The organism is Chryseobacterium sp. (assembly GCF_045629545.1).
In the GTDB taxonomy this organism is placed as follows: Bacteria; Bacteroidota; Bacteroidia; order Flavobacteriales; family Weeksellaceae; genus Chryseobacterium.
This window is the reverse complement of the sequence record NZ_JAZQRK010000012.1, coordinates 94,675-107,330: the sequence shown is the minus strand read 5'-3', so window position 1 is coordinate 107,330 and position 12,656 is coordinate 94,675. Positions and strand designations below refer to the sequence as shown.

Sequence of the window (12,656 nt, the reverse complement as noted above, 5' to 3'; positions counted from 1 at the left end):
TCTAGAAAAATCATGAAAAAAATATTTTTATCTATAGCCCTAGTGGCAATAACTGTAAGTTGTAACGATTTTTTAGACATCAAAGAGGAAGGGGTAATTGTGGGAACGGATTTCTTTAAAACAGAAAATGATGCCATGGAAGCTACTAATGCAATCTATAGCTTCCTTCGAAGTTATGATAATTCTGCCTTTCCTTATCAGTTTGTTTTTGGGGTGCCAGCAGATGATGTGGTGAAAGGTTCTAACCCTGGTGATGCTTCATTTATTAATGAATATGATAATTTTACATATACAGTAAGCAATGATGGCGTTAAAGGATATTGGATTGGGCAATGGCAAGCCGTAAATAGAACCAATCAAGTTATTACCAAAGTACCAGATATCGAGATGAATGCAGCACTTAAAGAAAGGCTCGTAGCAGAAGCCAAGATGCTAAGAGCTTATTTTTACTTCAATCTCATAAGAATATACGGAGGTGTCCCAATCTTTGATGGATTACAAAGTGACTACAAGAAACCAAGGAATTCTGTAGAAGAGGTGTATAATTTTATTATTTCAGATCTTACAGCCGCAGCTGCAGTTTTGCCTCAAAGTTATGATGCAGCCAATAAGGGTAGAGTAACAAAAGGTGCGGCACTTGGAATGCTCTCTAAAGTTTATTTGTATAAAAAAGATTGGCAGAAAGCTTTTGATACCTCGAATCAGGTGATGGGATTGGGTTATTCTCTAGATCCAGACTTTAATCATGTATTTAGACCATCAGGAGAATTCGGTTCAGAGTCTGTTTTTGAAGTTAATTGTGATTGTTCAGCACAGTTTGGAGGAAGTCAATATGCCGAGGTACAAGGAGTTAGAAATCAATTTGGATGGGGATTCTTTACACCATCACAAGCTTTAGAAGATGCTTTTGAACCTGGAGACATCAGAAAGGAACTTACTATTCTTAGAAACGGAGAGACTACCCCAGAAGGAGATCTTATTGCTATGGGTGATCCTCAGTCGGTCACTACCTTCAACCAAAAAGTATACGTGCCAACTGCTCTTAATAATAATGCTTGTGGTTATGGTTCTATCCAGAATATTAGAATTATGAGGTTTGCAGAGATTTTATTGATAAACGCCGAGGCGGCAAACGAGCTTGGAAATACATCGGTAGCCACTACCAATCTAAATAGGGTAAGAAACAGAGCTTCATTGGCAGGTACTACAGCTACCAATCAGGCAACACTTCGTACAGCAATATGGCATGAAAGAAGAGTGGAGCTAGCCCTCGAGGGTGATCGCTTTGTAGATCTTGTAAGAACCGGACAAGCTGGCAATGTATTGGCACCCTACGGATTTAAAGTTGGTAAAAACGAAGTTTTTCCAATTCCTTTAGATGCAATGAATGAGAGTAACGGAATGTTTACTCAGAATCCTGGTTATTAATTAATATATTTAAAATAGCCAAAGTAATCTTTGGCTATTTTTTTTTACCAAAAAATTTAGCTCACATGAAATCTACCTTTTCAACACTTATTATTGCTTCCTTATTTCTTTCCTGTACAAGTATACCTCAAAATGGCTCAAGATTGGAAACGAAAAACAATCCTACAGATACACAATTATTAGATAGAGTACAAAAAGATGCTCTCAAATATTTTTGGGACTATGCTGAGCCCAATTCGCTAATGGGTAGAGAACGATATCATGAGGACGATATATATCCAGATCATGATAAGCATGTAATCACCACTGGAGGCTCAGGTTTCGGCTTAGCTACTATATTGGTGGGAGTAGAACGAGGTTTTGTGCCAAGAAAAGATGCTGTAAAGAGATTACATGTTATGATGGATTTCTTATCTAAGGCAGATCGCTTCAAAGGAGCTTGGTCACATTGGATAAATGGAGAAACCGGAAAAACAGTTCCCTTTGGTAAAAAAGATAATGGTGGAGATCTTGTAGAAACTGCTTTTCTTACCACAGGTATCATTATGGTGAGAGAGTATTTTAAAGATGGTAATAAAGAAGAAAAAGCACTCGCTGAGAAATGCGACAAGCTTTGGAAGGAAGTCCAATGGGATTGGTACACAAAAGGAGGCGAAAAGGTACTTTACTGGCATTGGTCACCAGACTATCAGTGGGAAATGAATTTTCCTCTCCAAGGTTACAACGAATGTCTGATCACCTATATTCTTGCAGCTTCATCTCCTACGTATTCCATCGATAAAGAAACTTACGAAAATGGTTGGACTCGCAATGGCACCTACTTGTCAGATAAAAAACAGTATAACCTACCCATGATCGTGAAGCACAACGGAGCAGAAAAGTACGGTGGACCTTTATTTTGGTCACAATATTCTTATATTGGGCTAGATCCTAATGGTCTGTCCGACTCTTTGGTAAAGAATTATTTCGATCTAAATAAAAATCAAGTATTAATAGATTACCAATATTGCCTAGAAAATCCTAAAAATTACAAAGGCTACGGAAAAAACTATTGGGGTCTTACCGCAGGGTATTCTCGTAATGCAGATGGTAGCGTTGGCTATGATGCGCATTTTCCTGAGAACGATCGCGGGGTAATAACACCTACTGCTGCATTAAGTAGTTTTCCTTACACTCCTACACAATCTATGGATTTCTTGAGATTCATCTATACCGAAAAATCACAGTTTATAGGTTCTGCTGGTCCCTATGATGCCACCTCTATACATTATGACAACTGGTTTACACCACGTTATTTGGCTATCGACCAAGGTACGATATCTCCCATGATAGAAAATTATAGAACAGGTTTACTGTGGAAATTATTCATGAATGCACCAGAAATACAAAAAGGGCTCAAAAAATTAGATTTTAAATCTACTAAGTACCCACAGAAATAATATTTTATTTAGAAGCTATTTCCCGCTTTTCACTTCAATCTTTTTTTTCCAAAAAAAGGATTTTCATTTCAATCGGGGCTAGTCAAACAATCGTATAACTATGATGACAATAAAATCAATTTTTTTCGCAACACTTTTATTTTCTTTAAGTCTTCAAGCTCAAGAAAAAAAAGCCACCTTTAATAAAGAAATCAAAAAGCAAGAAAAAATATCTTATATATTAGATTTCCCAGATAATACAAAAGATAAAGTTCCGTTAATCGTTTTTTTGCATGGTTCAGGAGAGCGTGGCAACAATTTAGATCTGGTAAAAGCCCATAGTCCATTTACTTACAAACATCTTATGCAAGAGAAAGTGGCTATTTTGGCACCACAATGTCCAGAAGATACTTGGTGGGATACAGAGACGGTGTATCAACTGATTATAGAGATTAAAGAAAAATATAAAATAGATCCTACAAGGATTTACATAACAGGATTATCTATGGGAGGTTGGGGAACTTTGAAATTGGCGATGGAGCATCCCGAGATGTTTGCCGCGGTGGTGGCTATTTGCGCGCCTACAGATAGAGTGATGCTAGCCAATATCCATCAGTACAAAGATCTCAATATTAAGTTATTTCATGGGGGTATGGATGACGTTGTATTGCCAGAGAATGCATTTCAATTTTATCAAAAATTACATCCTATCAACAAAAATGCAGAGCTCACGATTTTCCCGAATGATAATCATAACTCTTGGGATTCTACCTATTCAAATCCCCAATTATACTATTGGATGCTATCACAAAAGAAAATAAAATAATAAATTCACATAAAGAAGAACGATATATGAAAAAGCTAGTTATCATTGCAACAATAGCACTTGCACCTATTTTTTCGGCTCAGGAAATGATTTCCAAGCCCGTACAATCCTACCAAACCACACAATACCAAGCTAAGAAAAAAGCTTTTGTAGAAAATCTTTTGGCAAAAATGACGTTAGACGAAAAATTAGGGCAGCTGAATCTTCCAAGTTCTGGGGATTTTACTACAGGTTTGGCTCAAAGCTCAGACATTGGTAAAAAAGTAGAACAAGGCTTAGTAGGGGGACTATTTAATATCAAAGGTGCCGACAAAATAAAGGCGGTTCAAAAAATTGCTGTAGAAAAAAGCAGACTCAAAATTCCATTAATTTTCGGAATGGACGTAATACATGGTTACGAAACTACTTTTCCAATACCATTAGGACTGGCAGCTTCTTGGGACATGAATATCATTCAGCAATCAGCGCAAGTTGCAGCTAGAGAAGCAGCCTCAGATGGGATCAATTGGACTTTTTCTCCAATGGTGGATATTTCTAGAGAACCTCGTTGGGGTAGAGTTTCAGAGGGTTCTGGAGAGGATCCTCACCTAGGTAGTGAAATTGCAAAGCATATGGTGTATGGATATCAAGGTAAAGATCTTGCACTCAAAAACACCATTTTGGCTTGTGTAAAACATTTTGCCTTATATGGGGCTGGCGAGTCAGGAAAAGATTACAATACAGTAGACATGAGCCACATCAGAATGTTTAATGAGTATTTTCCTCCCTACAAAGCAGCAGTAGATGCAGGTGTAGCTTCTGTGATGGCATCTTTTAATGAGGTGGATGGTATACCTGCCACTGGTAACCGTTGGTTACAAACGGAAGTTCTTAGAAACCAATGGAATTTCAAAGGTTTTGTAGTTTCAGATTACACTGGTATCAATGAGATGATAGATCACGGTATGGGAGATCTGCAGCAAGTATCTGCATTAGCGCTAAATGCTGGTGTAGATATGGATATGGTTGGAGAAGGATTTCTAACGACGCTGAAAAAATCTCTGGCAGAAGGTAAAGTTTCTCAGGCAGATATTGATACTGCTACCAAGAGAATATTAGAAGCCAAATTTGATTTAGGTTTGTTCGATGATCCTTACCGTTATGGAGATGCTAAACTTGCTTCCAAAGAAGTCTATAATACTGAAAATAGAAATATTGCCCGTAACGCAGCAGCACAATCAATGGTTCTTCTAAAAAATAATGATCAAATCTTACCCCTAAAAAAAACGGGAACAGTAGCGGTTATTGGCCCATTGGTGAAAAATTCTGAGAATATGCCTGGCACATGGAGTGTGGCTTCAAAACATGCAGATGCAGTATCATTACTTAAGGGTTTGCAAGATAATTATGGTAAAGAAGTAAAATTCATTTCTGCTAAAGGTTCTAATGTGGACGATGATGCCAAACTAGAAGAAATCTATGCTGCACACGGCAAAAAGACAGATAGAGACAGTCGTTCGAAAGAAGCATTATTGAAGGAAGCGGTTGAGGTAGCGAATCAAGCCGATGTTATCGTATTGGCAATTGGAGAATCTGCTGAGATGAGTGGAGAATCTTCTTCACGTGCAGAAATCACTATTCCTGCTGCCCAAGTAGATCTACTTAACGAATTAAAGAAAACAGGTAAACCTATTGCACTTGTACTATTTACAGGTAGACCATTGGCGCTTACTAATGTGAAAGATGCGCCAGGTGCTATACTGAATACTTGGTTTGCAGGCTCTGAGGCTGGTAATGCTATCGCTGATGTTCTTTTCGGAAAAGTAAATCCTTCAGGAAAATTACCCATGACATTTCCTAGAAGTCTAGGGCAAGTGCCTATCTACTACAACGCAAAAAATACCGGAAGACCAATAGGTCAAGAAGCTACCGATAAATGCGAGTATCAAAGATTTCGCTCCAATTATATGGATGAGTGTAATACCCCATTGTATCCATTCGGATTTGGACTGAGTTATTCTAAATTCAATTATTCGGATATTTCTGTTTCTAATACCAATCCTACTGGCAACCAAACAATTCAAGCTTCGGTTACAGTTACCAATTCAGGTAACTATGATGGAGCAGAAGTAGTACAACTTTACATAAGAGACCTTGTGGGATCCATTACTAGACCAGTAAAAGAGTTGAAGGGTTTCCAAAAAGTTATGCTAAAAAAGGGTGAATCCAAAAAAATAACGTTCAATATTACTCCAGATAATTTAAAATTCTATAATAGCGAATTGAAATTTGATTGGGAAGAAGGCGAATTTGAAGTGATGATTGGTACCAACTCTCAAGAGGTAAAAAAGACCAAGATTATTTGGAAAAAATAATTCAGCATCAAGCCTTCTCAATTTGGGAAGGCTTTTGGTTTGGCACAATATTATTAGGTAAATAACCACGTTATCATCAATTATGAAAAAACTTATTTTATTAGGTTCTGTACTGTTGGGTACGTTTTTCTTTGCTCAAACAGTGGGTGGAGACCAAGATGCGCATGGTTGCAAAGGCTCAGCGGGATATACCTATTCTCAAGTTCAAGACAAATGCATCAGAGTATTCGAGCAAAAAGTAAAACTTAAAGAGGTAAAAAGTAACAAATCCTACGAAACCATCGCGGCTGTAGTGTGGAGCGCCGACAAAAATAAAGCAGAAGTTTTCTTAGCAAATGAAGAAAAAAGTGTAATACTAGAAAAAATGAGTGGGAAAAAAGTCTGGAAAAATAAAATTTACACTTTAACCCCTACAAAAAAGGGGTATAGTCTCAAAAAAGACAATATTATAATCTATCAATAAGGTGAAATGCTGTCTTAGCTACCAAAAAAGCAATAATTTTAGAAAATGACTTCAAAAGAGTCATTTTTTTTCTTTATTTTTGTACATCTAATAAAGTAAAAAGAAAGAATGAATTCCTACAAAAATCCTTTGGAAGAGAGATATTCCAGTGAAGAGATGTTGTTTAATTTTTCTCATAATAACAAATTTCGTACTTGGAGAAAACTTTGGATCGCACTCGCTGAAATTGAAAAAGATCTTGGTCTAGAAATTTCTGCTGAGCAAATAGAAGAACTAAAAGCCAACGCAGAAAATATAGATTATGATAAAGCGGCAGAATATGAAAAAAAATTCCGCCACGATGTAATGGCACACGTTCATGCGTATGGTGATGTCGCGCCTTCTGCAAAAGGAATTATCCACTTGGGAGCAACATCTGCATTTGTGGGAGATAATACAGATCTTATCCAAATTCGTGATGGACTTTTAATCCTGAAGAAAAAATTGGTGAATGTAATGAAGAATCTTGCTGATTTTTCTATGCAGTACAAAGATCTTCCTACATTAGGTTTTACTCACTTTCAGCCCGCACAACTTACCACCGTTGGGAAAAGAGCTACACTTTGGCTACAAAGTTTGGTGTTGGATATAGAAGAACTAGATTTCTTCTTAGAAACTTTACGTTTCAGAGGGGTGAAAGGAACCACTGGGACTGCAGCTAGTTTCTTAGAGCTATTCGATGGTGATTATTCAAAAGTAAAACATTTAGATAAAGAACTTTCTAGCAGATTTGGCTTCGATAAAGTATTTGGCGTTTCTGGTCAAACTTACGATAGAAAAATAGATGCAAAAGTGGTTGCTTTATTAGGTAATATTGCACAATCTGCACACAAATTTAGTAACGATTTGCGTCTTCTTCAGAACCTTAAAGAAGTGGAAGAACCATTCGAGAAAAACCAAATTGGTTCTTCTGCAATGGCATACAAGCGTAACCCAATGAGATCTGAAAGAATTGGTGCATTGGCAAAATATGTGATGTCTCTTACAACCAGTTCTGCAATGGTGGCTTCTACACAATGGTTCGAGAGAACATTGGTTGATTCTGCTAACAAAAGATTAACGATTCCACAGGCATTCCTTGCAGTAGATGCAATCTTATTAATTTGGAACAACATTATGAACGGTATCGTAGTGTATCCAAACAGAATCAACAAGCACATCGAAGAAGAACTTCCATTCATGGCAACAGAATACATCATTATGGAAGAGGTGAAAGCTGGTGGCGACCGTCAGGAAATCCACGAAGTGATTCGAGTTCATTCTATGGAAGCATCCAAAAAAGTGAAAGAAGAAGGGAAAGAAAATGATCTTATCGAAAGAATCCTGAACGATGAAACACTTAAGCTAGATAAAACAAAATTAAAAGAAGTTCTAGACCCGAAAAACTTTATAGGTTTTGCGCCTATTCAGACAGAGCAGTTCATCAGCAATGAAGTGCAGCCCATTTTGGAAGCGAATAAAAACTTAATTGGTTTGGAGGCTGACCTTAAAGTATAAATCAAATGCAGCCTTTTTGGCTGCATATTTTATTTTAGCTTCTTTTTGATTTAATAGTATTCCGGAGGAATACAATCTGTATAGAAAGTAGCGTATGGAATTGAGCAGCATTCCGTAGGAATGCTATCTTAAAAATATATACAATAGAAATTATGCCAAACACCTATACGCAAATATATATTCAGGTTGTTTTCGCAACAAAAGGAAGAGATGTTAAAATAAAAGCAGATGTTCGTAATGAAATTGAAAAGTACATTTGTGGAATATTTACGAACAAAAATCAGAAAGTTTTGGCTATTTATTTAAACCCAGATCATATACATATATTTTTTAGTTATAAAAATTTGCAGATAACAATTCCGGATTTGATAAAAACAGTAAAAATTGAATCAACTAATTTTATTAATGAAAAAAAACTATGTTTAGGTAAATTCTCTTGGCAAGAAGGTTATGGTGCATTTTCTTATGCAAAAAGCCAGAAAGATAATGTGGTGAACTATATTTTAAATCAAGAGAAACACCATTCGAAACAAAGTTTCAAACAAGAATATATTAAAATGCTAAATGCATTCGAAATAGATTATAAAAATGAATATTTGTTTGAATTTTATGAACAATAAAAAATAGCAATCCTACGGATTGCCCCAACCAAGGAAACTTGTTTTGCTACACAGATATGATTCCTACGGAATCAGCTAACAAAAAGCAACGGTATGAATTTTTCAAATTTTATAATATTATGAAAATATAAAATTGCAGTAGTTAAAAATGAGATGTGTGTAGCAATAAGGAAATGGAAAAACCTGCATTCTGTTTGAATGCTATAGAAAACTAAGCAAAGATATTGCTTCAAAATTAAAATAAATCTAATAAAACCGACATCTAATGTCTAACAACAAAAGAATTTTCGTAGAAAAAAGAGAAGTTTTCGACGTAGAAAGTCCAAAAATTATCGATGAGGTAAAAGCAATTTTCCCATCCATCAAAAGCGTAAAAGTGTACAACATTTACGATATTTTTGATTTAAAAGAAGGTGAATTCGAGAAAGTAGTCAACAGTACTTTTGTAGATCCTGTTACAGATATTCTTCACACAGATAATCCTGCAACCCACATCCATTTCGCAATGGAATTTATGCCAGGACAGTATGATCAGCGTGCAGATTCTGCGCAGCAATGTATCGCATTACTTACCGGAAATGAAATTGCCAAAGTAAGAAGTGGAAAACTGATTTCTTTCGAAGGCGTTTCAGAACAAGATTTAGTAAAAATTAAAAATTTGTTAATCAATAAAGTTGAGTCTCAAATTAAAGATTTATCAATCCTTAAAATTCCTTCAGATGAGTTGCCAACACAGGTTTTAGTTCACGAGAATTTTACTTCTCTCAACGAAACCGATTTAGAAAATTTCTACAATATCCACGGATTTGCTTTAGAATTGAATGATTTGAAATGCATTCAAGATTATTTCAAAACTGAAAATAGAAATCCGACAGAGACAGAACTAAAAGTTTTGGATACGTATTGGAGCGACCATTGTCGTCACACTACTTTCGAAGCGGCGCTTACAGATATTCAATTCGAAGGAAAATTCAAATCTACATTAGATACTATTTTTGCAGATTATTTAGAAAAAAGAAAATTCTTAAACCGCGAGCATAAACCAGTTTCTTTGATGGATTTGGCAACCGTGTGCGCAAGATATTTCCACAAAACAGGAAACTTAGAAAACCTTGTGGTTTCAGACGAGATCAACGCGTGTACCATTCAGATTGAAGCAGAATACGATGGCAAAAAAGAGCCTTGGTATTTATTATTCAAAAACGAAACCCACAATCACCCTACAGAGATAGAACCTTTCGGAGGAGCTTCAACGTGTTTGGGTGGCGCGATCAGAGATCCTTTGTCTGGGCGTTCTTTCGTTTTCCAAGCGATGAGACTCACGGGTGCTGCTGATGTTTTAGAATCTGTAGATAAAACACTACCTGGTAAATTGCCACAAAAAACAATTACCAAACAAGCTGCCAACGGATATTCTTCTTATGGTAACCAAATTGGTTTGGCTACAACAATGGTTTCAGAAATCTACGATGAAGGCTATAAAGCTAAGAGAATGGAAGTAGGTTTTGTTGCGGGCGCTGTACCTATTGATTGGGTAAGACGTGAAAAACCAGAAGTAGGAGATTCTATCATCATCTTGGGTGGCGCTACGGGTCGCGATGGTGTTGGTGGCGCAAGTGGAAGTTCGAAAGAACAAGACGAAACATCTATCCACACCATGAGTTCTGAAGTGCAAAAAGGAAATGCTGTAGAAGAACGCAAAATCCAAAGATTGTTCAGAAATCCGGAAGTAACAAGATTAATCAAAAAATCAAATGATTTTGGTGCTGGTGGAGTTTCTGTTGCTATTGGAGAAATTGCAGACTCATTAGAAATCAATCTAGATATTTTACCTTTAAAATACGAAGGTCTCAACGGAACCGAACTAGCGATCTCTGAATCTCAGGAAAGAATGGCTGTGGTGGTAGAACCAAAAGACAAAGAAAAATTCATCAAGTTCTGTGAAGACGAAAACATTGTTGCAGTAGAAGTAGCAAAAGTGACAGATTCTGGCAGAATGCAAATGTTCTGGAAAGGAAATATGATTGTAGATCTTTCTAGAGAATTTTTGGACACCAATGGATCTCCAAAAACGCAAGAGGCAAAGATTACACATCTACAAGATTTAAACCTAGAAAATAAAGCTTTTACAGAAGAAAATTTCTTATCGATCCTTAGCGACAAAAATGTGGCATCCCAAAAAGGATTACTAGAAATGTTCGATGGATCTGTAGGCGGAACTACAGTGGCAATGCCATTGGGTGGAAAATACCAACAAACTTTGATGGAGGGAAGCGCGCAAACGCTACCAATCTTAGGCGCTAAAGATATCGAAACCGTATCTTTTGCAAGTTGGGGATTTGATGCCGAAATCTCAAAACAAAATTCATTATTAGGCGCTTCTTACGCTGTGATAGAAAGTGTTGCAAAAGTTGTTGCAATGGGTGGAGATTACAGAAATATAAGATTAAGCTTCCAAGAATACTTCGAAAAACTAGGTCAGGATGCTGAAAAATGGGGTAAACCATTGGCGTCTTTATTAGGTGCTTATAATGCGCAAATCAACCTTGGTTTGGCAGCAATTGGAGGTAAAGATTCTATGAGTGGAACTTATCAAGACCTTAATGTACCACCAACTTTGATTTCATTTGCTTGTGCAGACGGACAAAAGAAAAATGTAATCTCTCCTGAGTTGAAAAAAGCAGGGAACAAATTATTCTTCTTCAATCATGAAAGTTTGGAGCAAGGTCTTCCCAATTATGATCAATTAAAAGAAGTTTATGAATTCATTTTCGAGAATATAAAATCGGGAAAAATTGTATCTATTAAAACCATTAAAGATGGTGGAATTGCAGTTGCTTTAGCAAAGATGAGTTTCGGAAATAGATTGGGTGCAGAAATTAATATTGCTGATGAAAGTTTACTCCTAGCTAAAAATGTTGGAAGTTTATTAATAGAAGCTACTGAAGAATTATCTCTAAGCTCGCTTCAATGTATTGGTGAAGTAAAAGAATCTAATGTTCTTGTAATTAACAATTTATCATTCGATATTGTGAAATTACTTGAAGAGAATACAAAAACATTCGAACAACTTTTTCCAACAATCGAGAAAGAAAAAATTACTCTGGAAGTTGATAGAAGTTTAAATTCAATCAACCCAAGAACGATTCTTATCAATAAGCACGGTATTGCGAAACCTAAAGTTTTTGCTCCGTTATTCCCTGGTACAAACTGTGAGTACGAAACGCTAAATGCTTTCCAAAAAGAAGGCGCAATCGTGAACAGTTTACCTCTAAAAAATATTTCTCACCAATTGCTAGACGAAAGTATAGATGCTTGGATAAAAGAAATTAATGAGTCACAGATATTGGCATTTTCTGGAGGTTTCTCTGCAGGAGATGAACCAGATGGTTCTGCAAAATTCATTGTAAATGTTCTGAAGAACGAAAAAATGAAAAATGCAGTTCACGAACTTTTAGAAAGAGATGGTATGATTATCGGGATTTGCAACGGTTTCCAAGCCCTAGTGAAATCGGGATTGCTTCCTTACGGTCAGATCAAAGATTTAGACGAGAATTCTCCTACTTTGGCTCATAATGCGATCAGAAGACATATTTCTCAGATGGTTAATGTAAAAGTAATTAATGATGAATCACCTTGGTTAAAAGGAATGAAGGGTCTAGAGTATACAATTCCAATTTCTCACGGTGAAGGTCGTTTTATGGCTTCACAAGAAGAAATTGAGAAGTTATATAAAAACGGACAAATTGCTACTCAGTATATCGATTTAGATGGAAATATCGCTCACGGTATGCCATTTAACCCAAATAACTCGTTATTCGGTATCGAAGGAATCACTAGTCCTTGTGGTAAGATATACGGTAGAATGGGACATCCTGAGCGTTTTGCAGAAGGATTAATGAAAAACATCCCAACAGCCAACTATCACAATATTTTCAAAAATGGAGTAGAGTATTTTAAATAAAATATTCACTTTAAACAAAAGCAATAACCGTCAATCCTGGCGGTTAT

Annotated in this window: 8 protein-coding genes; all 8 read left to right on the top strand. The window is 36.3% G+C overall.

Translation table 11 applies throughout. From position 1 onward, the window contains the following. Positions 1 to 12 precede the first annotated feature (12 nt). Positions 13 to 1,428, top strand: coding sequence for a RagB/SusD family nutrient uptake outer membrane protein (locus ACKI42_RS03085; protein WP_407402342.1), 1,416 nt, complete (start codon positions 13 to 15; stop codon positions 1,426 to 1,428). A gap of 65 nt (positions 1,429 to 1,493) precedes the next feature. Further along, entirely contained in the window at positions 1,494 to 2,867 is a 1,374-nt protein-coding gene (locus tag ACKI42_RS03080; protein ID WP_407402340.1) for a glucoamylase family protein, read from the top strand. Between the two features lie 100 nt (positions 2,868 to 2,967). Next, positions 2,968 to 3,672: a prolyl oligopeptidase family serine peptidase gene (locus ACKI42_RS03075; RefSeq protein ID WP_407402338.1), complete on the top strand. Its 705-nt coding sequence runs from the start codon at positions 2,968 to 2,970 to the stop codon at positions 3,670 to 3,672. A gap of 26 nt (positions 3,673 to 3,698) precedes the next feature. Then, positions 3,699 to 6,026, top strand: coding sequence for a beta-glucosidase BglX (bglX, locus tag ACKI42_RS03070; RefSeq protein ID WP_407402336.1), 2,328 nt, complete (start codon positions 3,699 to 3,701; stop codon positions 6,024 to 6,026). Between the two features lie 82 nt (positions 6,027 to 6,108). Further along, positions 6,109 to 6,489 carry a hypothetical protein gene (locus ACKI42_RS03065; protein ID WP_407402334.1) on the top strand — a complete coding sequence of 127 codons (381 nt, stop codon included), beginning with the start codon at positions 6,109 to 6,111 and terminating at the stop codon, positions 6,487 to 6,489. Between the two features lie 108 nt (positions 6,490 to 6,597). Further along, positions 6,598 to 8,025, top strand: a complete 1,428-nt coding sequence (purB, locus tag ACKI42_RS03060; RefSeq protein WP_407402332.1) for an adenylosuccinate lyase — start codon at positions 6,598 to 6,600, stop codon at positions 8,023 to 8,025. A 152-nt stretch (positions 8,026 to 8,177) separates the two neighbouring features. After that, positions 8,178 to 8,645, top strand: a complete 468-nt coding sequence (locus ACKI42_RS03055) for a transposase (protein WP_407402330.1) — start codon at positions 8,178 to 8,180, stop codon at positions 8,643 to 8,645. Between the two features lie 265 nt (positions 8,646 to 8,910). Further along, the gene (locus ACKI42_RS03050; RefSeq protein WP_407402328.1) at positions 8,911 to 12,609 is read left to right on the top strand and encodes a phosphoribosylformylglycinamidine synthase; all 3,699 of its coding nucleotides are present in this window, start codon (positions 8,911 to 8,913) and stop codon (positions 12,607 to 12,609) included. Positions 12,610 to 12,656: the final 47 nt, after the last annotated feature.

Bases quoted from the DNA above. Each gene is read 5' to 3' on its own strand.
- ACKI42_RS03075 (WP_407402338.1), top strand. From the start codon at position 2,968: ATGATGACAATAAAATCAATTTTTTTCGCAACACTTTTATTTTCTTTA.
- ACKI42_RS03085 (WP_407402342.1), top strand. From the start codon at position 13: ATGAAAAAAATATTTTTATCTATAGCCCTAGTGGCAATAACTGTAAGT.
- ACKI42_RS03055 (WP_407402330.1), top strand. From the start codon at position 8,178: ATGCCAAACACCTATACGCAAATATATATTCAGGTTGTTTTCGCAACA.
- ACKI42_RS03080 (WP_407402340.1), top strand. From the start codon at position 1,494: ATGAAATCTACCTTTTCAACACTTATTATTGCTTCCTTATTTCTTTCC.
- purB (WP_407402332.1), top strand. From the start codon at position 6,598: ATGAATTCCTACAAAAATCCTTTGGAAGAGAGATATTCCAGTGAAGAG.
- ACKI42_RS03065 (WP_407402334.1), top strand. From the start codon at position 6,109: ATGAAAAAACTTATTTTATTAGGTTCTGTACTGTTGGGTACGTTTTTC.
- ACKI42_RS03050 (WP_407402328.1), top strand. From the start codon at position 8,911: ATGTCTAACAACAAAAGAATTTTCGTAGAAAAAAGAGAAGTTTTCGAC.
- bglX (WP_407402336.1), top strand. From the start codon at position 3,699: ATGAAAAAGCTAGTTATCATTGCAACAATAGCACTTGCACCTATTTTT.